The sequence below is a fragment of the Mammaliicoccus sp. G-M28 genome (assembly GCF_022386595.1).
GTDB lineage: Bacteria > Bacillota > Bacilli > Staphylococcales > Staphylococcaceae > Mammaliicoccus > Mammaliicoccus fleurettii.
The window spans coordinates 25,356-49,134 of the sequence record NZ_JAJNIF010000012.1; the positions used below are offsets into that span (position 1 = coordinate 25,356).

At 33.7% G+C, this 23,779-nt stretch carries 29 protein-coding genes; 1 reads left to right on the forward strand and 28 read right to left on the reverse strand.

What is annotated here, in order from left to right; genetic code table 11:
* Positions 1-124: 124 nt before the first annotated feature.
* On the forward strand, positions 125-562 hold the full coding sequence (locus tag LQ609_RS10235; protein ID WP_078358002.1) for a YwpF-like family protein: 438 nt from the start codon (positions 125-127) through the stop codon (positions 560-562).
* Positions 563-599: 37 nt separating this feature from the next.
* Here the strand turns inward: LQ609_RS10235 and fabZ are convergent, their stop codons facing one another.
* The 28 genes from fabZ to LQ609_RS10375 form a co-directional block, all read right to left on the reverse strand.
* On the reverse strand, positions 600-1,037 hold the full coding sequence (fabZ, locus tag LQ609_RS10240) for a 3-hydroxyacyl-ACP dehydratase FabZ (RefSeq protein ID WP_078358003.1): 438 nt from the start codon (positions 1,035-1,037) through the stop codon (positions 600-602).
* Complete coding sequence (locus LQ609_RS10245) at positions 1,037-1,321, reverse strand: DNA-directed RNA polymerase subunit beta (RefSeq protein WP_078358004.1); 285 nt, start codon at positions 1,319-1,321, stop codon at positions 1,037-1,039. The genes fabZ and LQ609_RS10245 overlap by 1 nt, the downstream gene beginning before the upstream one ends.
* Before the next feature lies 1 nt (position 1,322).
* Positions 1,323-2,618 (reverse strand): UDP-N-acetylglucosamine 1-carboxyvinyltransferase, encoded by a 1,296-nt coding sequence (murA, locus tag LQ609_RS10250; RefSeq protein WP_078358005.1) that lies wholly within the window; start codon positions 2,616-2,618, stop codon positions 1,323-1,325.
* A 150-nt stretch (positions 2,619-2,768) separates the two neighbouring features.
* Positions 2,769-2,999, reverse strand: coding sequence for a DUF1146 family protein (locus LQ609_RS10255; protein ID WP_078358006.1), 231 nt, complete (start codon positions 2,997-2,999; stop codon positions 2,769-2,771).
* Between the two features lie 65 nt (positions 3,000-3,064).
* Positions 3,065-3,469 carry a F0F1 ATP synthase subunit epsilon gene (locus LQ609_RS10260; RefSeq protein ID WP_078358007.1) on the reverse strand — a complete coding sequence of 135 codons (405 nt, stop codon included), beginning with the start codon at positions 3,467-3,469 and terminating at the stop codon, positions 3,065-3,067.
* A gap of 22 nt (positions 3,470-3,491) precedes the next feature.
* Complete coding sequence (gene atpD, locus LQ609_RS10265; protein WP_078358008.1) at positions 3,492-4,907, reverse strand: F0F1 ATP synthase subunit beta; 1,416 nt, start codon at positions 4,905-4,907, stop codon at positions 3,492-3,494.
* 18 nt (positions 4,908-4,925) lie between these two features.
* The gene (gene atpG / locus LQ609_RS10270) at positions 4,926-5,795 is read right to left on the reverse strand and encodes an ATP synthase F1 subunit gamma (RefSeq protein WP_078358009.1); all 870 of its coding nucleotides are present in this window, start codon (positions 5,793-5,795) and stop codon (positions 4,926-4,928) included.
* Between the two features lie 31 nt (positions 5,796-5,826).
* A complete protein-coding gene (atpA, locus tag LQ609_RS10275; protein WP_078358010.1) occupies positions 5,827-7,341 on the reverse strand; it encodes a F0F1 ATP synthase subunit alpha in 1,515 nt (504 codons plus the stop codon).
* A gap of 18 nt (positions 7,342-7,359) precedes the next feature.
* Entirely contained in the window at positions 7,360-7,899 is a 540-nt protein-coding gene (locus tag LQ609_RS10280; protein ID WP_078358011.1) for a F0F1 ATP synthase subunit delta, read from the reverse strand.
* Positions 7,899-8,423, reverse strand: a complete 525-nt coding sequence (locus LQ609_RS10285) for a F0F1 ATP synthase subunit B (RefSeq protein ID WP_078358012.1) — start codon at positions 8,421-8,423, stop codon at positions 7,899-7,901. The genes LQ609_RS10280 and LQ609_RS10285 overlap by 1 nt, the downstream gene beginning before the upstream one ends.
* A 99-nt stretch (positions 8,424-8,522) precedes the next feature.
* Positions 8,523-8,741 (reverse strand): F0F1 ATP synthase subunit C, encoded by a 219-nt coding sequence (gene atpE / locus LQ609_RS10290; RefSeq protein WP_078358013.1) that lies wholly within the window; start codon positions 8,739-8,741, stop codon positions 8,523-8,525.
* Between the two features lie 52 nt (positions 8,742-8,793).
* Entirely contained in the window at positions 8,794-9,516 is a 723-nt protein-coding gene (atpB, locus tag LQ609_RS10295) for a F0F1 ATP synthase subunit A (RefSeq protein ID WP_078358014.1), read from the reverse strand.
* A gap of 30 nt (positions 9,517-9,546) precedes the next feature.
* Positions 9,547-9,897, reverse strand: coding sequence for an ATP synthase subunit I (locus LQ609_RS10300; protein ID WP_078358015.1), 351 nt, complete (start codon positions 9,895-9,897; stop codon positions 9,547-9,549).
* A 162-nt stretch (positions 9,898-10,059) separates the two neighbouring features.
* On the reverse strand, positions 10,060-11,196 hold the full coding sequence (wecB, locus tag LQ609_RS10305) for a non-hydrolyzing UDP-N-acetylglucosamine 2-epimerase (protein ID WP_078358016.1): 1,137 nt from the start codon (positions 11,194-11,196) through the stop codon (positions 10,060-10,062).
* A 21-nt stretch (positions 11,197-11,217) separates the two neighbouring features.
* Positions 11,218-11,847: a uracil phosphoribosyltransferase gene (gene upp, locus LQ609_RS10310; protein WP_078358017.1), complete on the reverse strand. Its 630-nt coding sequence runs from the start codon at positions 11,845-11,847 to the stop codon at positions 11,218-11,220.
* 22 nt (positions 11,848-11,869) lie between these two features.
* A complete protein-coding gene (locus tag LQ609_RS10315) occupies positions 11,870-13,111 on the reverse strand; it encodes a serine hydroxymethyltransferase (protein ID WP_078358018.1) in 1,242 nt (413 codons plus the stop codon).
* Positions 13,112-13,135: 24 nt separating this feature from the next.
* Entirely contained in the window at positions 13,136-13,657 is a 522-nt protein-coding gene (locus tag LQ609_RS10320; protein WP_078358054.1) for a TIGR01440 family protein, read from the reverse strand.
* The gene (rpiB, locus tag LQ609_RS10325) at positions 13,657-14,094 is read right to left on the reverse strand and encodes a ribose 5-phosphate isomerase B (protein ID WP_078358019.1); all 438 of its coding nucleotides are present in this window, start codon (positions 14,092-14,094) and stop codon (positions 13,657-13,659) included. Before rpiB ends, LQ609_RS10320 begins: the two co-directional genes overlap by 1 nt.
* Before the next feature lie 86 nt (positions 14,095-14,180).
* On the reverse strand, positions 14,181-14,597 hold the full coding sequence (locus tag LQ609_RS10330) for a low molecular weight protein arginine phosphatase (protein WP_078358020.1): 417 nt from the start codon (positions 14,595-14,597) through the stop codon (positions 14,181-14,183).
* Positions 14,594-15,640: an L-threonylcarbamoyladenylate synthase gene (locus LQ609_RS10335; RefSeq protein WP_115337227.1), complete on the reverse strand. Its 1,047-nt coding sequence runs from the start codon at positions 15,638-15,640 to the stop codon at positions 14,594-14,596. The genes LQ609_RS10330 and LQ609_RS10335 overlap by 4 nt, the downstream gene beginning before the upstream one ends.
* 91 nt (positions 15,641-15,731) lie before the next feature.
* Positions 15,732-16,586 (reverse strand): peptide chain release factor N(5)-glutamine methyltransferase, encoded by an 855-nt coding sequence (gene prmC / locus LQ609_RS10340; protein ID WP_239734703.1) that lies wholly within the window; start codon positions 16,584-16,586, stop codon positions 15,732-15,734.
* A complete protein-coding gene (prfA, locus tag LQ609_RS10345; protein WP_078358023.1) occupies positions 16,573-17,649 on the reverse strand; it encodes a peptide chain release factor 1 in 1,077 nt (358 codons plus the stop codon). The genes prmC and prfA overlap by 14 nt, the downstream gene beginning before the upstream one ends.
* Positions 17,642-18,241: a thymidine kinase gene (locus LQ609_RS10350; protein WP_078358024.1), complete on the reverse strand. Its 600-nt coding sequence runs from the start codon at positions 18,239-18,241 to the stop codon at positions 17,642-17,644. The genes prfA and LQ609_RS10350 overlap by 8 nt, the downstream gene beginning before the upstream one ends.
* 118 nt (positions 18,242-18,359) lie before the next feature.
* Positions 18,360-18,614, reverse strand: coding sequence for a type B 50S ribosomal protein L31 (locus LQ609_RS10355; protein WP_078358025.1), 255 nt, complete (start codon positions 18,612-18,614; stop codon positions 18,360-18,362).
* Between the two features lie 109 nt (positions 18,615-18,723).
* A complete protein-coding gene (gene rho / locus LQ609_RS10360) occupies positions 18,724-20,040 on the reverse strand; it encodes a transcription termination factor Rho (protein ID WP_078358026.1) in 1,317 nt (438 codons plus the stop codon).
* A 266-nt stretch (positions 20,041-20,306) separates the two neighbouring features.
* Positions 20,307-21,734: an aldehyde dehydrogenase family protein gene (locus LQ609_RS10365; RefSeq protein WP_239734704.1), complete on the reverse strand. Its 1,428-nt coding sequence runs from the start codon at positions 21,732-21,734 to the stop codon at positions 20,307-20,309.
* A 172-nt stretch (positions 21,735-21,906) separates the two neighbouring features.
* Positions 21,907-22,236, reverse strand: coding sequence for a winged helix-turn-helix transcriptional regulator (locus tag LQ609_RS10370; RefSeq protein WP_078358028.1), 330 nt, complete (start codon positions 22,234-22,236; stop codon positions 21,907-21,909).
* Between the two features lie 72 nt (positions 22,237-22,308).
* Entirely contained in the window at positions 22,309-23,565 is a 1,257-nt protein-coding gene (locus LQ609_RS10375; RefSeq protein WP_078358029.1) for a UDP-N-acetylglucosamine 1-carboxyvinyltransferase, read from the reverse strand.
* Positions 23,566-23,779 lie beyond the last annotated feature (214 nt).

The window sequence follows — 23,779 nt, forward strand, 5'->3', positions numbered from 1 at the left end:
TAATTATAAAAATTGAAAACTCTTTTTTTACTTTATTTATAGATTATTGTTATTTCACTTAAAAGTCCTTTATAATAGAAAGCAAAGTTAAACATTCGTAGATTTAACTATAAGGGGGATGTTTATGAAAACATTTAAAGCTGTACGCTTTCAAATTGTAAACGATGAACAAATTACGGAGTTTGAATTATTAGATGGTATTATCATTAATAAAGAAAACAGTGGAACTGGTTGGCTACTAGAAATATTAATATCAGATATCCATTATGATCAAATGAAAGATTATCACGATAATCAAACATTACTTGATACGCGAGTTGTAATTACAAGACCTTCTAATGATCCAGCATTATTTGATGCAACTATTAAATATATCGAACCTCTTGAAGAAAATATTTCAGTTGTATTTGAATGCCATATTTATACTTTAAGACAAGTCTATGCAGAAAGATTGCTAGAGCAACTTATTGACGAAGGGCTATCAGGTGATGAGCTTAAAACATCATTTAACAGATTAATGCAATCTAAGCCAAAATTAAAAGACGAAAAAAGCAATATATAAAAAAAGAAAGAACAGATATCTGTTCTTTCTTTTTTTATTATTGATCTACAATAGCAAAGCTAATTTCACAGCTACACGCAATTTCTCCATCTACTGTAGCTTTAGCAGTACCTTTTCCTATTGGACCTTTAATTTTATTTATTTCTACTTCTAGTCTTAAAGTATCACCAGGTGTAACTTGTTTTTTAAAACGACATTTATCAATGCCTGCAAACATAGCTAATTTACCTTCATTTTCTTCTAAACGTAGCATTGCTACTGCTCCAGTTTGTGCTAGTGCTTCAACAATCAAAACACCTGGCATTACAGCATAATCAGGAAAATGTCCTTGGAAAAATGGTTCATTTCCTGCTACCTGTTTAATACCTACACAACGTTTACCATCTTCTAATTCTACTATTCTATCTAATAATAAAAATGGATAACGATGTGGAATTATTTTTTTAATTTCGTTAAAGTCATATATTGTCTCCATTATGAGCTCCTTCCAGTTAAATCAAAGATGTGTTGCCAAGTTTCAGGATTAAATACCCCAAATGGATTATGAAGTATACCATACCCAATCATAGTTCCAACAATAAATAACAAAATCATTAATACCAATAATATAAGTAATTTAATCCATAGTGGAATGACTCTATGCTCAACTTCCACTCCTTGAATTGTTTCTACCCTATTTTTTTGAAGTTTTTCTTTTAAATTTTTATATGGTGACTTTCTTTTTTTATCGTCAGACCTTGATGATTGTGTTTCAGCCATACTAAACCCTCGCTTTATCGTTTAACTTCCCTTGATCATTAATACGTTCTACGTCCGCACCTAATGCTTTAAGTTTACCATGAAAGTCAACATAACCTCTATCTAAATGTTTAAGTTCTGTAACATTTGTATAACCATCAGATACTAATCCTGCAAGTATTAAAGATGCTCCAGCTCTTAAATCAGTGGCTTTAACTTCAGCACCTTGTAATTTGCTGTTTCCAGTAACCATTGCACTTCTACCATTTATGAATATATCAGCATTCATGCGTTTAAATTCTTCAACATGCATAAATCTATTTTCAAATACAGTTTCAGTTACTTTACTCGTTCCATTAGCAGTTAATAATAATGCCATTATTTGTGACTGCATATCTGTAGGAAAACCTGGATGAGGCATCGTTTTAATATCAATCGCTTTAATTTCTCCTGGAACTTGGATATTTAATCCATCTTCAATGTCTGTAATTTGAACACCAGCTTCTTCTAATTTAGAAACTAAGCTTGTCATATGTTCTCTAATTGCACCAATTACGTTCACATTACCTCTAGTAATTGCACTAGCTATCATAAACGTACCTGCTTCAATTCTATCTGGAATAATTGAATGTTCTGCTCCGTGTAATTGTTGTACTCCAGTGATTCTTATTGTATCAGTGCCTGCACCATGTACTTGTGCACCCATTTCATTTAAATAATTGGCTAAGTCTACAATTTCAGGCTCTCTAGCAACATTTTGAATTTCCGTTTTACCTTCCGCTAATACAGCTGCCATCATAATATTTTGAGTAGCACCAACACTAGGGAAGTCTAAATAGATTTTCGTACCTTTAAGTCCGTTAGGTGTCGTTGCTTCAATAAATCCATTATGAAGCTCAATTTCTGCACCTAATGCTTCGAAGCCTTTTAAATGTTGTTCGATTGGTCTAGATCCAATTGCACAACCACCTGGTAATGCGACTCTAGCATGACCTTCTCTTGCTAATAATGGTCCCATTACTAATATACTGGCTCTCATTTTGCTTACATATTCATATGGTGCTTCAATTTTTAAAGTATTTGATGCATCAACTTTAACAGTATTTTTATCTGCTTCATATTCTACATCTGCATTTAAATGTGTTAAAACAGTATTTATTGTATCAACATCACTTAGCTTAGGTACATTAGTTAATACACTTTGACCAGTGCTTGGTAAAAGTGTAGCTGTTAATATTGGTAGTACTGCGTTTTTTGCCCCTTCGACTACGACTGTGCCATTAAGACTCGCTCCGCCCTTTACGACGATTTTATCCATATATTTATCCTCCAAAAAAACTTTACTATAATTTATTTTACAAACGTATATATATATTAAATACACATTTTCCTTGATTCATAAACATCACCAAAACATTATACTACTTTTTTGTTCTTTTTTCATTTATTTATGTATTTTCTAGTGTTATTAGAATAGTAATTTTAATTGTAGCGAATATTGGAGTATATCTAAAATAAAACGACTTACAGATGTGCCTAATAAAATCGATAAAATAATAATAAATGTTTGAGCTTGCGCAATATGGTTTTTCTTAAAAATAAATTCTAGTCGAATGCCCTGTAGTGCCCAAAATGCAAGACAAACACAGATAACATGTAAAACGAGTCCTATTATACCTAATTGACCATAGTATTCCATAACAAAATATCCCTTCTATAGTATAAAAAGGGCTGAGACATTAATTGTCTCAGCCTCTTAAAATATTATCTAAATTTAGCCACTTCAATTCGATTAATCGCACGATGAAGTGCACGTTCAGCACGTCTAAAGTCAACTTCGTCTCGATTACTATTCAATCGTTCTTCAGCACGTTCTTTAGAATTAATCGCACGGTCTTTATCTATTTCTTCGGCAGTTTCAGCCGATTGAACTAGAACTGTAACTTTATTGGTTCTTACTTCAACAAATCCTTCGGAAACAGCTAAATACTCTGTACCACTTGTTTTGTTTACTTTAACGTATCCAGTTTTTAAAGCTGCAACAGTTGGAATATGTCCAGCCATTACACCCATCTCACCAGTTTCAGTATGTAAAACAACAAGTTCTACTTCTTTTGCTGAGTAAACAGATCCATTAGGAGTGACAACATCTAAGGTAAATGTATTCATTTTCCATTCCTCCTAATTATTATTAGACCTCTACACCCATGTTTTTAGCATTTTCAAGAACTGCTTCAATACCACCGACTAATCGGAAAGCATCTTCTGGGATATGGTCATATTGTCCCTCTAGTATTGCTTTGAAATCTTGTACAGTTTGGCTAACTGGTACATAAGATCCTTTTTGACCAGTAAATTGTTCAGCTACGTGGAAGTTTTGAGATAAGAAGAACTGAATTCGACGTGCACGTTCTACAGTTTTCTTATCGTCATCAGATAACTCATCCATACCAAGGATAGCAATGATATCTTGTAATTCTCTATATTTTTGTAAAGTTTGTTGTACTCGACGCGCAACATCATAATGCTCATCTCCAACAATTTCAGGAGTTAATGCACGTGATGTTGATGCTAATGGGTCAACTGCAGGGTAGATACCCATTTCAGTTAATTTACGTTCTAAGTTCGTTGTTGCATCTAAGTGAGCGAAAGCAGTTGCTGGCGCTGGGTCAGTATAGTCATCGGCTGGTACGAATACCGCTTGGATAGATGTAACTGATCCTTTATTTGTAGATGTAATACGTTCTTGTAATTGTCCCATTTCAGTAGCTAATGTTGGCTGGTAACCAACTGCAGAAGGCATACGACCTAATAGCGCTGACACCTCTGAACCTGCTTGTGTAAAACGGAAGATATTATCGATGAATAACAATACGTCTTGTCCTTGTTCATCACGGAAATATTCTGCCATTGTTAAACCAGAAAGTGCAACTCTTGCACGGGCACCAGGTGGCTCGTTCATTTGACCGAATACCATTGCCGTTTTCTTAATAACGCCTGAATCACTCATTTCATAGTATAAATCGTTACCTTCACGAGTACGTTCACCAACACCCGCGAATACTGAAATACCACCATGTTCTTGAGCGATGTTATTGATTAATTCTTGAATAAGTACTGTTTTACCAACACCGGCACCACCGAATAAACCGATTTTACCACCTTTAATATAAGGTGCTAATAAGTCTACTACTTTAATACCTGTTTCAAGAATTTCTACTTTTGTAGATAAATCTTCAAATTTAGGAGCTAAACGATGAATTGGGTCACGACGCACACTTTCATCAATTTCTTCACCTAAATCAATTTTTTCACCTAATACATTGAAAACGCGACCTAACGTAGCATCACCAACAGGTACCGATATAGCTCTGCCTGTATCAGTAACTTCTTGTCCACGTTTAACACCGTCAGTTGACGCCATTGCTATAGAACGTACAACATCATCACCAAGGTGTAAAGCAACTTCTAATGCTAAATCAAAGCTTTTGCCATCAGGGCGGTCTACTTTAACTGTTAATGCATTATTAAGTTCTGGCAATTCACCATGTGGAAATCGAACGTCAATAACTGGCCCTGTAATTTGCGTTACTCGGCCTAATCCCATGTAAATTCCTCCTAATCATTATTCGAGTGCTGCTGCTCCACCGACAATTTCAGTAATTTGCTGAGTAATTGCAGCTTGTCGAGCTCTGTTATATTGTAATGATAAATCATCTATTAATTCTGAAGCGTTATCTGTTGCATTCTTCATAGCTGTCATTCTAGAGGCATGTTCACTAGCTTTTCCATCTAATAATGCACCATAGATTAAACTAATTGTATATTGCGGTAAGATAACTTTTAATATTGTCTCTTTATCTGGTTCAAATTCATAACCAGCCATCATACTTGAACCTTTTCCAGTATCTTCATCAGATAAAGGAAGGATTCTTTTCGATTTCACTTGTTGTTCAAGAACACTTACAAAATGACTATAGTAAACTGTTAACTCGTCATAATATTCTTCTGTAAATAAATCTACAGCTTTTTCAGTTAATGCTTGAACATTTTTAAATGTTGGTTGGTCTGATAAGCCTACATATTCTTCAACTACGTTATATCCTCTAGCTTTAAAGAAATCTCGACCAACTCGACCTACAACAATAATTGCATATTCATCTTCATTATTGTTGTGTTTTTCTTTTATATCATTTACTACATTTTTTAAAATATTAGCGCTATATGGTCCCGCAAGTCCTTTATCACAAGTAATAACTAAGTAACCAGAACGTTTAACAGCTCTTGTCTTTAGCATTGGATGTGAAACATCTGAACTTTTAGAAGCTATTGCCGTTACTGCATCTTGAATCTTATCCATATAAGGTTGGAATGCATGAGCATTCTCTTCTGCTTTACGCAATTTAGAATTCGACACCATATTCATCGCTTTAGTAATTTGACTCGTTTTTTGCGTAGAAGTGATTCTTCCTTTGATTTCTCTTAGTGAAGCCACAATTTCACCACCTTTTATTTAAAGCTTAATATTACTCTATGTGAGATTTATTAAATACTTTTTTGAATGCATCGATTGCAGAAACAAATTTATCATCTGATGGTAATTGTTTTGTTTCACGAATTTCTTTAAATAGATCGCTTGCGTTAGCATCAATCCAATTTAAGAATTCATCTTCAAATCGTGTAATATCTTCAACTGGAATATCATCTAAGTGACCTTTAGTTAAAGCATATAAAATAACGACTTGACGATCTACAGTCAATGGCTTGTTTTGATCTTGTTTAAGTACTTCAACAGTACGTTTACCACGCTCTAATTTAGATTTAGTAGCTTGGTCTAAATCAGAACCAAATTGAGCAAATGATTCCAACTCACGATAAGATGCTAAATCTAGACGTAATGTACCTGCTACTTTTTTCATAGCTTTGATTTGAGCAGAACCACCAACACGTGATACTGATAAACCAGCATTGATAGCAGGTCTTACACCTGAGAAGAATAAATCAGACTGTAAGAAAATTTGTCCGTCTGTAATTGAAATAACGTTTGTAGGAACATAAGATGAAATATCTCCAGCTTGTGTCTCAACAAATGGTAACGCTGTAATTGAACCACCGCCTAAATCATCATTCAATTTAGCAGCACGTTCTAATAAACGACTGTGTAAGTAGAATACATCACCTGGGTATGCTTCACGACCTGGCGGACGACGAAGTAATAGAGATAACTCACGATAAGCTGCTGCTTGTTTAGTTAAATCATCATATACGATTAATACATGTTTACCATTAAACATGAACTCTTCACCCATACTTACACCAGCATAAGGTGCGATATAAAGTAAAGGTGCTGGTTGTGCTGCTGATGCAGAAACAACTATTGTATAATCTAAAGCACCGTGTCTACGTAATGTTTCAACCGCAGTACGTACAGTAGATTCTTTTTGACCAATAGCAACGTAAATACAAATCATATCTTCGTCTTTTTGGTTAAGAATCGTATCAATTGCAACTGTTGTTTTACCTGTTTGACGGTCTCCAATGATTAACTCACGTTGTCCACGTCCAATTGGTACTAGTGCGTCAATTGCTTTAATACCAGTTTGTAGAGGTTCGTCAACTGATTTACGATCCATTACACCAGTTGCTGGTGATTCAACAGGACGTGTTTTTGACGTATTGATTGGACCTTGTCCATCAAGTGGTTGTCCTAATGGGTCTACAACTCGTCCAATTAATTCTTCCCCTACAGGTACTTCCATAATACGACCAGTACGTTTAACCTCGTCGCCTTCTTTAATACCTTCAGCAGGTCCTAAAATAACGATACCTACATTATTTTCTTCTAAGTTTTGTGCTAAACCTAAAACGCCAGTATGGAATTCTAATAGTTCGCCTGCCATAACGTCGTTTAAGCCATGAGCTAATGCAATACCATCTCCGACTTGGATTACTGTACCAACGTCGGTAACTGACATTTCTGACTCATAGTTTTCTATTTGAGAGCGTAATAAAGCACTGATTTCTTCAGCTTTAATGGCCATCTATGTCACTCCTTAATATTATTTCATTTGTTGAAATGATTTTGTTAATTGATTTAAATCATTCTGAATTGAGCCATCGTAAACTTTTGTACCAATGGATACTCGAATGCCACCAATTAGTGAATCATTAACTTGATTTTCTAATATGAGTTTTTTCAAACCCGTTCTTTTAATAAATGCTTTACCAATTTCATCTAACTCTTCATTTGATAATGGATAGACAGATTCCACTTTCATTAAATCTTGACTATGTACCTGATTGTAAATTTTTCTGTAATCTCCATCAATTTCTGGAATTAAAGATAATTTACTATTATTAGCTAGTAAGAATAATGTATTTAATAATGGTTTGGAAACACCTTTAAATACGTTCTCTACAAATTGTTGTCGTTCATTTTTTGCTAATTTAGGATTATTATCAATTGCTCTTACTTCACTTAATAGACCTTTAACGCTTATTGTTATTTGATCAAGCTCATTTAAAATGTCATCTGTTAAGTTTTGTTCTTCTGCTACATCATATAGTGCTTGGGCATATTTTTGACTTATGTTCGCCATTATTTATCCCCTGCCTCTTTAATGTATTTTTCAACAAGGTCTTTTTGGTCTTGTTCAGAAATTTCTTTATTAATTACTTTAGAAGCAATTAGTACAGAAAGTTCAGAAACTCTGTTGTTTATTTCAGAAATAGCTCTTTGTTTTTCTTGTTGAATTTCTGCTTGAGCTGATTGTACTAAGCCATTTGCTTTAACATTCGCATCATTGATAATTTGCTCTTGTTGTGTTTTTGCTTGATGTTTAGCATCGTCAAGAATCGTTTGTACTTCTTCTTGAGTCTTTCTAAGTAAATCTTTATTTTCTTCTTCTAATTTTTTAGCTTTTACTTTTGCATCGTGAGCATCATCAATATCTTTGTTGATAGAGTTTTCACGCTCATCCATGATTGATTTCAACGGTCCCCAAGCAAACTTTTTTAATAAAGCTAACAGGACGATAAATGTGATTAATGTGAATAATGCTGTTCCCCATTCGACACCACCACTTGCTGCACCTAAAACTAATACGTTTTGATCCACTGCCAATTACACTCCTTTCATTGCAAATAAAGATGTAAAACATCTCATAAATGAATGGCGAAATCCTTTTTAGATAGACTTCGCCTGTTCTAAAAATATGTTAATTTATCGATTCATTACCATGAATGCTACTACTACTGCAATGATAGGAAGGGCTTCAACTAAACCAACACCGATAAACATTATTGTCATTAATGGACCACGTGCTTCTGGTTGACGTGCTACACCTTCTACTGTTCTTGATACGATAAGACCGTTACCAATACCTGCTCCTAATGCTGCTAAACCAATCGCGATTGCTGCTGCTATTACACCTAAACTCATTATAAATTCCTCCTAAGAATTAAAAATATTAATTGTTTTTTTAAATTATATATTAATGATCGTCTGCCACTTTATGGGACATATAAACCATTGATAACATTACGAATATGTACGCTTGAATTGATCCAATGAAAATTGAGAATCCTTGCCATACTATCGCTGGTAAAATTGCACCGAAAAGACCAAGTGCGCCTCCTGCTGCTAATGTTGCTAATAAACCTAGTAATACTTCACCTGCAAATATATTACCGTATAAACGTAGACCAAGCGTTAATGTTGAAGCAAATTCTTCAACAATTTTGAAAGGTACCATAAAAGCAACAGGTTGTACGAACGATTTCAAGTATGCTCCTGTTCCACGCATTTTAACACCATAATAATGTGTCAGTAGAACCATCAATGTCGCTAAAGTTAAAGTAACTGTTGGATCCGCAGTAGGTGATTTCCACCATAATGTATGCCCAACAACAATTGAGAACGGTAACCCTAGCATATTTGATACAAATATGAAGAATATTAACGTAACTGCTAAGAAATGAAATTTTCCTCCGTCTTTCCAAGCCATATTACTTTGGATAATACCTTTAACAAAGTCAAATACCCATTCAATAAAGTTTTGTGCACCACTAGGTCTAACTTTTAGGTTTCTAGTACAAAAAACGGCTATTCCAAAAACGATTACAGCAGAAACTACTAACATTAACATACTCGAAAGATTGAATAATAAATCAAATCCTCCCAAATTGATGGACCACATAGGTGATTCGTGTTCCATATCTTCACCTCTTTTCACAATTTTAATTATTTAATCGAGACTTTTAAGAGACCTAAACATAATTAAGACATATGCAATCATAAGTCCAAATAAAATCCCAATAATATCAACAATTAGTGGATATTTAAGCCAAAAACAGCATGCAACGATTGTCACAAGATATCTGACCCAGTTTCCTGTTGATAATTGTAATGATTCAGCATTTTTTGCTCGATTGAGGTAAACTTCCCATGAAAACAAGTTAACAGCTGATGCTATTGTTCCAATAATGAGTCCTAAAATAAACTCATGTTTCAAGAAGAAATACACTACAACTAGAATAATAATGAAAAAAATAAAATACTGTAAATAAGACTTAAAAAAGCCCTTTATATCAAACATTCAGCTGAAACTCCTTAAATAAGTGGTATATCTTTGAAAACCGTTTCATCACACAATTTTCATGATAATATAGTGGCCCTATAGTGTCAATGCTATGACAAAAATAGAAAATATTTTTTTGTCATTTATTTGTCACAGAATTGACACAAACCACCACTTTTATTATTTTGTTTTAAATGGTTCTGGTGCTTCTGTCAAAATATCAAAATAATATTTAATATTTTCACAAATTCTCTTAGAAGCTTTTCCATCACCATATGGATTTTGAGCAATGCTCATTCTTTCGTATAATGCTTGATCAGTTAACAATGTTTTCGTTTCTTTATAAACATTGTCTTGCTCTATTCCTACAAGTTTTAATGTACCCGCTTCAACGCCTTCAGGTCTCTCAGTTGTGTCTCTTAAAACAAGTACTGGTTTACCTAATGATGGCGCTTCTTCTTGTACACCACCCGAATCTGTAAGGATTAAGTGTGAGTTTGCAGCAAAGTTATGGAAATCTATAACTTCTAAAGGCTCTATCAATTCTATACGCTCATGATCACTCAAAATTTGATTGGCAATATTTCTAACTTTTGGATTTTTGTGCATTGGATAAACTACTACAACATCTTCATGCTCTTCAACGATTTGTCTAACAGCTTTAAAAATGTTCTCCATAGGTTCACCAATGTTCTCACGTCTATGTGCAGTTAATAATACGATACGTTTACCTTCATGACGATTAATGATATCACTTTCGTAATCATCACTTACAGTAGTAGATAACGCATCAATAGCTGTATTACCTGTAACAACAATAGATTCGTCTTTTTTATTTTCCTGAAGCAAATTATGTTTAGACTGATCAGTTGGTGAGAAGTGTAAATCAGCAAGGACCCCCGTCATTTGTCGATTCATTTCTTCTGGGAATGGAGAGTATTTATTCCAAGTTCTTAACCCTGCTTCTACATGGCCAATTGCAACTTCATTATAAAAAGCTGCTAAACTGCCTGCAAAAGTAGTTGTTGTATCTCCATGTACCAATATCATATCTGGTTTCGCTTCTTGAATAACACTTTCAAGTCCACCTAACACTCTAGATGTTACCTCAGATAGTGTTTGACCTTGTTTCATAATGTTTAAATCATAATCTGGAGTAATGTCGAATGTTTCTAGAACTGAATCTAGCATTTCTCTATGTTGAGCAGTTACAACTACAATTGGTTGTAACTCCGGATCATTTTTTAACTCTAAAACTAAAGGTGCCATTTTGATGGCTTCAGGTCGCGTACCAAATATTGTCATAATTTTCTTCATTGTAATAAAATCCTCCTAATATTATTTAGTGCCAAATAATCGATCACCAGCATCACCTAAACCAGGTGTTATATAAGCATGGTCATCTAATTTTTCATCTAATGCAGCAATGTAAATATCTACGTCATCATGCGCTTCTTGTAATGCTTTAACCCCTTCAGGTGCAGCAATTAAGCCCATAAAACGTATTTTATTTGCTCCACGATTCTTTAATGACTGAATCGCTTCGATTGCTGATGCACCAGTAGCAAGCATAGGATCTACTACAATTATTTCTCTTTCTTCTATATCTTGTGGTAATTTCACAAAATATTCTACAGCTTCTAATGTTTCAGGATCACGGTATAAACCGACATGTCCAACTCTTGCAGCTGGAACAAGCTTCATTATACCGTCAGTCATGCCTAATCCTGCACGTAAAATAGGAATAAGCGCTAATTTCTTACCAGATAACCTTTGAGCTTTCATCTTAGTTACCGGTGTCTCAATTTCGACTTCTTTCGTTTCGAAATCTCTTGTAACTTCATATGCCATAAGCATACCTACTTCGTCGACAAGCTCTCTAAACTCCTTAGTGCCAGTTTTTTGATCACGAATATAACTCAATTTATGCTGAATTAATGGATGATCAAAAACATGTACTTTACCCATAAGTCTAGCCTCCAATAAATATTTATTTGTTGTAAAGTGGGAACTTAGAAGTTAATGATAATACACGTTCATGTGCTTCTTTCAGTGTTTGTTCATCTTCTGGGTTTTTTAGCACTAATGCTATAATGCGACCCACTTCTTCAACTGCTTCTTCATCGAATCCACGTGAAGTAACAGCTGGTGTTCCAAGACGAACGCCACTCGTTACGAAAGGTTTCTCTTGGTCAAAAGGTATTGTATTCTTATTACATGTAATACCTATTTCATCTAATGTATTTTCAGCTAACTTACCTGTTATACCAAGTGAACCTTTAACATCTACACAGATTAAATGATTATCAGTACCTCCAGATACAATTCGTAAACCTTCTTCTTCTAATGTTGCAGCTAATTTTTGAGCATTCTTAATTACTTGTTTTTGGTATTCCTTAAATTCTGGTTCTAATGCTTCTCCAAATGAAACAGCTTTACCTGCGATAACATGCATTAATGGACCACCTTGTATTCCAGGGAAAATTGTTTTATCAATTTCTTTAGCATATTCTTCTTTACAGAAAATCATGCCCCCTCTTGGTCCTCTTAATGTTTTATGCGTAGTAGTAGTAACAAAGTCAGCAAATTCTACAGGATTTTGGTGTAAACCAGCTGCTACTAAACCAGCGATATGTGCCATATCTACCATTAATTTAGCGCCAACTTCATCTGCAATTTCTTTAAATCGTTTAAAATCAATTTGTCTTGGGTAAGCAGATGCACCAGCGACAATTAATTTTGGTTTTGCTTCTTTTGCTACTTTCAAAATTTCATCATAGTCGATTTGTTCATCTTCTTTAGAAACACCATACTCTACAAAGTTATATAACTTCCCACTAAAGTTAACTTTAGATCCATGAGTTAAGTGTCCTCCATGACTTAAGTTCATTCCAAGCACAGTATCACCAGGCTCTAAAGCTACAAAGTACACAGCCATATTCGCTTGTGATCCTGAATGAGGTTGTACATTAACATGGTCTCCACCGAAAAGTGCTTTAGCTCTATCACGCGCTAAATTTTCCACGATATCAACATAGTCACAGCCACCATAATAACGACGACCAGGATAACCTTCTGCATATTTGTTTGTTAACACAGAACCTTGAGCTTCCATTACTGCTTCAGATACAAAATTCTCAGATGCTATTAGTTCAATATTATTATTCTGTCTATCAAACTCTTTTTCCATTGCTTTGAAAAGTTCTTCGTCTTGCTTTTTAATTAATGACATGTACAATCCCTCACTTTTAAGAATTTAATACTTAGCTCTTGCGCCACCAATTAGCTTGGGGCGACTTTTAGCTACTGTAACAATAGCTTCTCCGATATTTTTAGTATCAATAGATATCGGTACTGCGACGTGCTTTAAATGCATACCAATTAATGTCTGACCAATATCAATGCCTTTATCGCATTGAATGTGTTCAACAACAACTGGGTCTTTCATGTGTTGATAAGCATAGGTTGATAAACTTCCTCCAGCGTTCACTTGAGGTATAACAGAAACTTCGGCCATTGAATAAGCATCGAATACTTCACGTTCTATAGTAATAGCACGATTAATATGCTCACAACCTTGAAAAGCAAAACGAACACCTGTCTCTTTATGTATCAATTCAAGACTATCAAACAGTTCTTTAGCTATTTCGATTGATCCATCTGATCCAATTTTAGAACCTCTTACCTCTGAAGTGGAACAACCGATGATGCATAGTTCATTCTTATTAAAGAATCCAATTGAATTAAGCTCATCCAATAATTGTTTTAAATGCTTAATCATGAACAACCGCCTTCAATCTTATCTATACGTCGTTGGTGTCTTCCGCCTTCGAATTCACTTGTTAACCAAGTTTTGACGATGAGAAGTGCCAAACCTTCGCCTATAACACGTTGGCCCATTGCTAATACATTAGAATCATTATGTTGTCTCGTAACTTCTGCGGTAAAAACATCATGCACAAGTGCACAACGAATCCCCTTTACCTTGTTCGAAGCAATAGACATACCAATTCCAGTTCCACAAATCAAAATTCCTTTATCAAATGTTCCATCTGCAACACTTTCTGATACCGGTCTTGCATAATCAGGATAATCTACTGATTCTCCTTCATGTGTACCAAAGTCTTTATATTCAATGTTCATTTCATCAAGTAATCTTTTTATTGCTTCTTTGTATTCAAAGCCACCATGGTCTGCTGCAATAGCTACTTTCATCTTCCCACCTCCCAATTTGTTTATACATTAATATTATAACGTATTTTCTATGTGTGTTATAGCGATTCTGCAAATTATTTGAATTCTTAACTACTCTGTAATAATTCTTTTATGAGAATACTCAGTTCTTCATAAGTATTTTGATAAATATTTTGTGGTCGCCCATAAGGATCAGAAATATCTCCTTTTTCACCTTTTACATACTCTTTCAATGTATGAATATTTCCATGATTAAATTGTGACTCTAAAATCAGTTTATGGGATTCAGTCATAGTTAGTATTAGATCTGCATCTAAATCACTTGCTGAAAACTGTTGGGCTGTTCCAGGAACCGGTAAATTATTATTCATAATTATTTCCATAGATTGTATCGAAATAGGTGTACCCTCAAATGCAGAAATTCCCCTTGACTGAATGTCATAGTTTGGTTTTATGTCTTTAGCAATGGCTTCAGCTAAAGGACTTCTACATGTATTTCCAGTACAAATAAAAACTATTTTCACAATTCATCTTCTCCTTTTATATTATGGCCACTTGCTTTATCTATTCTGTTCATTAATGCAACGGTAGATTCATTTCGAATATATCCACTTATTAATATTTTATCTATATCTATAAGTTGGTCAGCTATTCTTAAAGCATCATATAAATCGTGATGCGCACCTTTAATATCTTTTGCATTTTTTCCTAATGGTATAAAAATCATTTCTTCTGAAATAAGTGATTCTATACTTTTAGGTCCAATAACAGCTATTCTCTCATCTTTATATACTGAACTTTTAATCGGTTTAGTTATACCTCCTTCAACCAATGTAACTGGTTGTGAAGGTGCATAATGTTTATATTTCATTCCAGGTGCTATTGGTTTCTCTATATCCATTTTTTCATTAACAACACTATTAGGTAATGCATCATTAATCATCTCAGTCGTTATTGATCCTGGTCTAGCTATTTTAAAAGGGAAACTTGTACAATCTATTACTGTACTTTCAATACCTTCATCTACGTCTTCCGCTTGAATAATCCCAAAAATTCTACCTTCTAAATCATGCTTCACATGTTCAAATTTAGTAGGAGATGGTCTGCCACTAACATTTGCACTTGGTGCTGCGATAGGTAAATTAGTCAATTGCAGTATTTCTCTACCAATAATATGACTTGGCATACGTACCGCTACTGAATTTAAACCTCCTGTTACTCGATCACTTAAAAATCCTTTTTTATACGGAACAATAAATGATATCGGTCCTGGCCAAAAAGCATCCATTAATATTTCTGCTTCTTTTGATATATTTTGAGTGAAATCATTTAACTGTGATTTATCATGAATATGAATAATTAGTGGATTATCTGAAGGTCTCCCTTTTGCTATATATATTTTTTTTACTGCTTGTTCATCTTTAGCATTTGCGCCTAAACCATACACAGTTTCAGTAGGTAATGCGATAAGCTCATTTTGTCGATATCCTTCAACGATTTGATTGATTTGTGGATAACTTTGTAAGTTGTGAACATACTTACGCACATCCCAAACGTATGTTTCCAAGGCATTTCTTCCCTTCTTTAAAGCATTTATTATATAAAAATAAAAGTTATACACACAATGTGGATAACTCCAGTCATTTCGTGTATAACTTTTATTGATTTATCCAATTAAATTGTATCATACGATTGTTTTGATTTATATCTTTGATAATTTCTAAGTTTTCTATATTATAATTTTCTTGAATGTAAGTTTTTAATATATCACCTTGCATATAACCTATTTCAAATATAACAAGTCCACCTTGTGTTATTACTTTATCAAGATTCGATAGAATGTCTTTATATATAGCTAAACCATCATCATGAGCAAACAAAGCTAAATGCGGTTCGTAATCTAATACAGTCTCAGACATTTGCTTTTGCTCGTCATATGAAATATAAGGAGGGTTAGATACTAAAATATCCACTTGAATATTTCTATCAATAAGTGGCTTTAGAGATTCTCCTAATAAAAATTCAACTTCAGTTTCTAAAAGTTTTGCATTTTCTTTTGCTATTGTTATTGCATTGGGGCTAATATCAGTTGCTATAACTGACAAATCCGGTCGCTCTTTTTTTAATGAAATAGCTATCGCTCCAGATCCAGTACCAATATCGCACAAGACTAAATGCTTCTTATGAATCTTCTGTAGAGTTTGATATACAAGTTCTTCAGTTTCTGGTCTTGGTATCAACACATCTTTGTTTACTTTAAATTTCCTACCATAGAACTCCGCAAATCCAGCAATATATTGTACAGGTTCTCCTTTATACATACGTTCTCTATAAGACAAATATTCACTCAGTATGTTTTCAGGTACTTTTTCTTGAAAATTTAAAGCTATTTCGGTTCTCGACATCCCAGTAATATCTTCTAATAGCCAATCAGCACGAGAGGTTTCAAACCCTCGTGCTGATAATTCATCATAAGTTTCTTTTAATAACAATTGAAAATTATAATTGTCCATTATTAAGTTCTTCCAATTTCTCTGTTTGTTCATGCATTGTTAATGCATCTATTATTTCGTCAACTTTACCTTCCATTATTTGATCTAATTTTTGTAAAGTTAGACCTATACGATGATCTGTTACTCTATTTTGTGGATAATTATATGTTCTTATTCTTTCAGAGCGGTCCCCTGTACCTACTGCTGATTTTCTCTTTTCAGCATATTTCGCATTTTCTTCTCGAACCATCATATCGTAAACTCTAGCTTTCAATACTTTAAAAGCTTTTTCACGGTTTTTAATTTGTGATTTTTCTGATGATGTAGCAACTATTCCAGTTGGTACATGTGTAATACGTACTGCTGAATCTGTTGTGTTAACGTGCTGTCCACCAGAACCACTTGAACGATAAGTTTCTATTTTCAAATCTTCAGTTCTAATATCTATTTCAACGTCTTCTGCTTCTGGTAATACAGCAACAGTTGCAGTCGATGTATGAATTCTGCCACCTGATTCAGTTTCTGGAACACGTTGTACACGATGAGCACCATTCTCATATTTAAGTTTACTGAATGCACCATTACCTTGAATTGAGAAACTCACTTCTTTGTATCCACCATGATCGCTTATATTTTCTTCGACAACATCAATTTTATATCCATTAGCTTCTGCAAATCTAGAATACATTCTAAATAAATCACCTGCAAAGATTGCTGCTTCATCCCCACCAGCTGCACCGCGAATTTCCATAATTACGTTTTTATCGTCATTAGGGTCTTTAGGAATCAATAATAATTTTAATTCTGATTCTAATTCTGGAACACGTTTAGTTAGACTATTAATTTCTTCTTTCAACATTTCTTGGTCTTCTTTGTCTGAAGTTTCATCTAACATTAATTTAGCATCTTCAATGTCACCATTTACAGATTTATAAGTTCTATATACATCGACAGTTTTTTGTAAATCAGATTGTTCTTTAGAGTATTTTCTCAATTTGTCAGTATCTGATACTACGTCTGGATCGCTTAACAATTCATTTAACTGTTCGTATCTATTTTCAACAATTTCTAATTGATCAAACATTTATATCACTCCTTGTTTCGGTTCTTATTATATGATGATCTCTACATCTCGGTTCATAACTTTCGTCTGCTCCTACTAATATAATTGGATCATCAATATGAGCTGGTTCACCGTTTATTAATCTTTGTGTTCTACTTGATGGTGCGCCACATACTGCGCAAACAGCTTGCAATTTTGTAACGATTTCAGCAACTGCCATCATTTCAGGCATAGGTTCAAAAGGTACACCTTTAAAGTCCATGTCTAAACCTGCTACAACTACACGATAGCCCTCTTCTGCTAATTTTTGAGCTACTTCCACAACTTCATTGTCGAAAAATTGAACTTCATCTATTCCAATTATATCAATACCTTGTAAATCACGACGTAAAATTTCACTTGAGTGCTCTATACTTATTGCATCTAGTTGGTTGCCATTGTGAGATACTACAGCTTCTTCACTATAGCGATTATCGATAGATGGCTTAAATACTATTACATTTTGTTTAGCATATAAACCTCTTCTCAGACGTCTTATAAGCTCTTCTGACTTACCACTAAACATGCTTCCGCAAATACATTCTATCCATCCGGAATGGTAATTTTCGTACATATTACTTATCCACCTTTTTCAACATAATCGCTTAATTATATCATATTATTTTTACATATTTATTAATAATTACAAAAAAAAGCATCCTTTAAAAAAGGATGCTTGATTCGCTTCATAATTAGTTGTTTGATTTGAAACCAAATTTTTTGTTGAAGCGTTCCACACGACCATCCGCAGATGCGAATTTTTGACGTCCTGTATAGAATGGATGTGAATCTGAAGAGATATCTAAACGGATAACTGGGTATTCGTTACCATCTTCCCATTCCATAGTTTCGTTAGAACTACGTGTTGAACCACTTAAGAATTTGAAGTCTGTAGTTGTATCTAAAAAGATAACTTTATTATACTCTGGATGAATTCCTTGTTTCATTTTTTTCAGCTCCTTTGCCCTGAACCATCTGGAACAGAGTTTATTTGTGACTAATTCACTCAATACTTACATATTATATATGTTGAAGAATTAAATTGCAACCTTAAATTTATATAATCGGTTTACCTGTTTTGGCACTTTCAACCATTGATTTTCTTAAAACTTCAAAGAATTCAGCATTAGACTTAGTACGTTTTAATTTTCTTATAAATCTTTCAGAGAAATCATTCTGATCCGTAAATAAATTACGTAATTGCCAAATCATTTCAAGTTCATTAGTTTCTAACAACAATTCTTCTTTACGAGTAGAACTTCTTCTTATATCAATAGCAGGAAACACTCTTTTTTCTGATAGTTTACGGTCTAAATGAAGTTCCATGTTACCTGTACCTTTAAATTCCTCATAAATCATATCATCCATACGTGATCCTGTTTCAACTAAAGCTGTAGCTAGAATTGTTAAACTACCTCCAGCTTCGATATTTCTTGCCGCTCCAAAGAAATGTTTTGGTCTATGAAGTGAAGCCGGATCTAAACCACCAGATAGTGTTCTACCACTTGGCGGTACGACTAAATTATAAGCTCTAGCAAGTCTTGTGAGTGAATCCATTAAAATAATAACATCTTCACCAATCTCAACTAAACGTTTAGCTCTTTCCAATAACAATTCTGCAACTTTTACATGGTGTTCAGGTGGCTCATCAAAAGTAGAGTTAACAACTTCTGCTTGTTCAACTGAACGTTCTATATCTGTTACTTCCTCTGGGCGTTCTCCAATTAATAATATAAATAATTTTGCTTTAGGTTGGTTAATTGCAATTGCATTTGCAATTTCTTTAAGCAATGAAGTTTTACCAGCTTTTGGAGGTGCAACAATCATGCCACGTTGACCAAGACCTATTGGAGTAATTAAGTCCATAATTCTTGTTGAGTGCTTTTTATCTGTTGTTTCTAATCGGATACGTTCTTGTGGGTATAGAGGAGTTAACGCTTGAAAGTGCGGTCTTTTCTTTACTTCTTCTGCATTTTGGTCATTTACAAAATCAACTTGCAGTAATCCATAATATTTTTCATTTTCTTTAGGCTTTCTAACTTTACCCGTTACTTTGTCACCTTTTTTAATTTCGAAACGTCTAATTTGACTAGCAGATATATAAATATCTTTCTCGCCTTTGGAATAATTTACAGTTCGAAGAAAACCATAACCATCTGGTTGAATATCATCTAGGATACCTTCCATATAGTAATTACCGTCTTTCTCCATTTGAGCTTCCATAATAGCTAAGACAAGTTCTTTTTTATTTAATTTACTATAATTTGTTATTCTAAATTCTTTTGCCTTAGTTGTTAATTCTTTAGTTGTATAATTCTTGTATAATTCGTGAAACGATTCATACTGTGGACTTGTTCTAACTCTTTCAGCCATTTTTATGACACCCATTTCTTAAAATCTAATTCTTTTATTGTAATACCAGATTTATAATCTGCCTTTAAACTATAGCATTTTTTTAGGATGATGACAAAATAAGTTATAGATATAAATAAGAAAAATAGCTGCCTTTGTGAACACTTCTTACACGTTTCTTTTATATAATATGACTTATAAGCACACTTTCAATCCAGTCATCTATTGTCATTATAATGATTAGAGGCTGAGACAATTAATTGTCTCAGCCTCTTCCAATTTAAACTTTATTTATAATAACCAGGGATTGCTTTTACTTCTAGGAATTCTTCAATTCCGTAGTCTCCCCATTCTCTACCAATTCCTGATTGTTTGTAACCACCGAATGGTAAGTTTGGTTGTCTGCCTGTATCATTAATTTCAACAGTACCTGCTTCTAATAATTTAGAAACTTCTCTTACTTTATCTTTATCGTTTCCGTATACGTATGCTGCTAAACCATAAATTGTATCGTTTGCAATTTCAATTGCTTCATTAAGGTCTTTATAAGTAATGATTGTACCTACTGGACCAAATATTTCTTCTTGAGCAATTGTCATATCATTTGTAACGTCTGTAAATAATGTTGGTTTAACAAAATACCCTTTTTCTAGTCCTTCAGGTTTACCTACACCACCGTGAAGTAATGTTGCACCTTCATCGATACCTTTTTGGATATAGCTTTGTACAGTATCAAATTGTTTTTTAGATACTACAGGACCTGTATCTTGACCTTCTTCTCTTGGGTTACCAACTTTAACATTTTCAATTGCTTTTTTAGCTGCAGCAATAAATTCATCTTTAATGCTTTCTGGAACTAATGTACGAGTTGCTGCTGTACATACTTGACCTGTATTTTGTACGAATTTAGCAACTGCGCCTTTAGCAGCTTTTTCAATATCCACATCATCTAAAACTACTAATGGAGATTTACCACCTAGTTCTAATGATACTTTTTTGAAGTCTTTAGCTGAGTTTTCCATAATTTTTCTACCTGTTGGTCCTGAACCTGTAAATGACATCATACGAACATCAGGATGACTACTTAATGGATCACCGACACTTTGTCCATCACCATTCACTAAGTTAAATACACCTTTTGGCACGCCAGCTTTTTCAAATATTTCAGCTAAAATAATTGCCGCAAATGGTGTTTCTTCGGATGGTTTCAATACTACTGGTGAACCTGCAGCAAAAGCACCTGCTAATTTCAATGAAGTTTGATTAGTTGGGAAATTCCAAGGTGTAACTAAACCTGCAACACCAATTGCTTCTTTGACTACAAGATCATCTCCACGACGTTCTTCAAATTGTATTGAATCGATTGCTTTACTTGCTTCTCTAAAGTGATTCAATCCCATTTGATAATGAACTGATTCAGATTTCTCAATTGGTGAACCTAATTCATCTGTCATAACATCTATTAAATCTTCTTTTCTATTTTCATATTCGTCTGCGATTCTTTCTAATAAAGCTTTTCTTTCTTCTAAAGAAGTATTTCTAAATTTTACATAGACTTTTTTAGCAGCTGCAACTGCATCATCAACATCTTGTTTGTTTCCTGCTGCTATTTGACCCATTACTTCTTCAGTAGCTGGGTTAATTACATCAAGAGTTTTTCCACTGTGGCTACTTACCCATTCGCCATTTATAAATTGTTTGATATCTTGTCTCATCAATTATCTACTCCTTTATATTTGTTACAGCTATTATTATAGTACGAAACATACATATAATTAAAATGATGTGTTTATAGATTTTAAAGTTTGTACTAAAAATAAAAATAAAAATAAGAGCCCCACCAGCTAAAAGTAATCTATACTTTGCTGATGGGACTCTTATTTTCCCTTACGAATGGTTTTCTTCTAACTCAACATTTCGCTGCGCCCACTCTTCTAATGGTACAAGAGCTTGAGCTAGCTCATAACCTTTATTAGTTATTTGATATTCAACAGATAGAGGCGTTGTTGTAACAACTTTCTTTTCAACTAATCCCCAGTCACTTAACTCGGTTAATTTAAGAGATAACGCTCTTGGTGTAATACGTTTAAGATCTCTTTTCATATCAGAAAAATGAGCAGAGCGTTCATCACAACGTGATAAATAATTGAGTATCAAACCATTCCAACTGCGTCCTATAACTTTAAATGTTTCTTCTAAATAAGGACATACTTCCATGTTACTCACCTCTTTAACTTCTATATTACAATTATACTACACTTTATATACAAAGTATACATTTTATACTAGTTATACTGTTTCTGTCCAAATATCAGCGCCTAATGCTTTTAGTTTATCCACTATTCCACTATAACCTCTGTGAATATGATTAACATTATAAACAGTTGTGACGCCATCAGATATCAAACCGGCAATTAAAAGTGAAGCGCCAGCTCGTAAATCACTTGCAGCTACACTTGCTCCAGTTAATTTTGATGGATAATAAATAGCTGTTCCATTTTCTAAACTAACTTTAGCACCCATTCTAATAAGTTCATCGACATGTTTAAATCTAGCTGGATAAATTGTTTCTGTTATTTTACTTTGACCATTAGCTTTTAATAATAACGGAGTGAAAGGTTGTTGTAAGTCAGTAGCAAATCCAGGATAAACAGAAGTTTGAATATCTACCGGCTTATACTCGTCTTTCCCTTTAATTAAAATAGAGTCTTCACCAAGTTCTATTTCAGTACCCATTTCTTTTAATTTAGCAATCAATGGTTCTAAATGTAATGGAATTATATTCTCTATATATACTTCTTCACCCATAGCAGCTGCCGCACACATATACGTTCCAGCTTCAATTCTATCAGGTATTATTGCATGCTTTGTGCCGTGTAATGATTCTACACCTTCAATTTTCAATGTATCTGTACCAGCACCTCTAATTTTTGCACCCATATTATTTAATAGAGTAGCAACATCAACAATTTCAGGTTCTTTTGCAGCGTTTTCAATTACTGTTTTCCCTTTAGCTAATGAAGCAGCTAACATAATATTAATCGTTGCACCAACACTTACAACATCCATAAATATTTTTGCACCAACTAATTCTTCAGCAATTAAATACATAGCACCTTGCTCATTAGTCACTTTTGCACCTAATGCTTCAAAACCTTTTATATGTTGATCAATTGGTCTAGGTCCTAATGGGCAACCACCAGGTAATCCAATAACACATTTTTTAAATCGTCCAAGCATAGCGCCCATCATATAATATGATGCTCTTAATGACTGAACTTTATTATTTGGTAATGGTAAATTAACTGCGTCACTAGAGTCTACTACAAGTTGGTCACCATCTAAATCTGTCTTTATATTTAAATCGCCTAATAAGCTCATTAACGTTTTTACATCTGAAATATCTGGTAGACCATCTAAAGTTACAACATCATTTGCCATCAAACTAGCAGGTATTAATGCTACTGCACTATTTTTAGCCCCGCTTATTTGTACTTTGCCGTTTAACTTGTTTCCACCTTTTATTTTTATAACTTCTTGAGACATATGTTTACTCCTTTACTTCATCGTCTTAGAGAATGCATACTCTCTCAACATGAATAGATAATTATTTCCATTATATACTATTCAATAACATAAACGCAAAAACATAAAAAGTAAATACTAATAACTTAATTTATTTAAAAACTGGATTAATAAATTAAGATTTTCTGTCTATTCTAATAAGCATTTTTGTTAGAATCTACTTTTACAGCAACAC

Bases quoted from the DNA above. Each gene is read 5' to 3' on its own strand.
- LQ609_RS10235 (WP_078358002.1), top strand. From the start codon at position 125: ATGAAAACATTTAAAGCTGTACGCTTTCAAATTGTAAACGATGAACAA.
- fabZ (WP_078358003.1), bottom strand. From the start codon at position 1,037: ATGGAGACAATATATGACTTTAACGAAATTAAAAAAATAATTCCACAT.
- LQ609_RS10245 (WP_078358004.1), bottom strand. From the start codon at position 1,321: ATGGCTGAAACACAATCATCAAGGTCTGACGATAAAAAAAGAAAGTCA.
- murA (WP_078358005.1), bottom strand. From the start codon at position 2,618: ATGGATAAAATCGTCGTAAAGGGCGGAGCGAGTCTTAATGGCACAGTC.
- LQ609_RS10255 (WP_078358006.1), bottom strand. From the start codon at position 2,999: ATGGAATACTATGGTCAATTAGGTATAATAGGACTCGTTTTACATGTT.
- LQ609_RS10260 (WP_078358007.1), bottom strand. From the start codon at position 3,469: ATGAATACATTTACCTTAGATGTTGTCACTCCTAATGGATCTGTTTAC.
- atpD (WP_078358008.1), bottom strand. From the start codon at position 4,907: ATGGGATTAGGCCGAGTAACGCAAATTACAGGGCCAGTTATTGACGTT.
- atpA (WP_078358010.1), bottom strand. From the start codon at position 7,341: ATGGCCATTAAAGCTGAAGAAATCAGTGCTTTATTACGCTCTCAAATA.
- LQ609_RS10280 (WP_078358011.1), bottom strand. From the start codon at position 7,899: ATGGCGAACATAAGTCAAAAATATGCCCAAGCACTATATGATGTAGCA.
- atpE (WP_078358013.1), bottom strand. From the start codon at position 8,741: ATGAGTTTAGGTGTAATAGCAGCAGCAATCGCGATTGGTTTAGCAGCA.
- atpB (WP_078358014.1), bottom strand. From the start codon at position 9,516: ATGGAACACGAATCACCTATGTGGTCCATCAATTTGGGAGGATTTGAT.
- LQ609_RS10300 (WP_078358015.1), bottom strand. From the start codon at position 9,897: ATGTTTGATATAAAGGGCTTTTTTAAGTCTTATTTACAGTATTTTATT.
- wecB (WP_078358016.1), bottom strand. From the start codon at position 11,196: ATGAAGAAAATTATGACAATATTTGGTACGCGACCTGAAGCCATCAAA.
- upp (WP_078358017.1), bottom strand. From the start codon at position 11,847: ATGGGTAAAGTACATGTTTTTGATCATCCATTAATTCAGCATAAATTG.
- LQ609_RS10315 (WP_078358018.1), bottom strand. From the start codon at position 13,111: ATGTCATTAATTAAAAAGCAAGACGAAGAACTTTTCAAAGCAATGGAA.
- rpiB (WP_078358019.1), bottom strand. From the start codon at position 14,094: ATGAAAGTAGCTATTGCAGCAGACCATGGTGGCTTTGAATACAAAGAA.
- prmC (WP_239734703.1), bottom strand. From the start codon at position 16,586: ATGGACAATTATAATTTTCAATTGTTATTAAAAGAAACTTATGATGAA.
- prfA (WP_078358023.1), bottom strand. From the start codon at position 17,649: ATGTTTGATCAATTAGAAATTGTTGAAAATAGATACGAACAGTTAAAT.
- LQ609_RS10350 (WP_078358024.1), bottom strand. From the start codon at position 18,241: ATGTACGAAAATTACCATTCCGGATGGATAGAATGTATTTGCGGAAGC.
- LQ609_RS10355 (WP_078358025.1), bottom strand. From the start codon at position 18,614: ATGAAACAAGGAATTCATCCAGAGTATAATAAAGTTATCTTTTTAGAT.
- rho (WP_078358026.1), bottom strand. From the start codon at position 20,040: ATGGCTGAAAGAGTTAGAACAAGTCCACAGTATGAATCGTTTCACGAA.
- LQ609_RS10365 (WP_239734704.1), bottom strand. From the start codon at position 21,734: ATGAGACAAGATATCAAACAATTTATAAATGGCGAATGGGTAAGTAGC.
- LQ609_RS10370 (WP_078358028.1), bottom strand. From the start codon at position 22,236: ATGGAAGTATGTCCTTATTTAGAAGAAACATTTAAAGTTATAGGACGC.
- LQ609_RS10375 (WP_078358029.1), bottom strand. From the start codon at position 23,565: ATGTCTCAAGAAGTTATAAAAATAAAAGGTGGAAACAAGTTAAACGGC.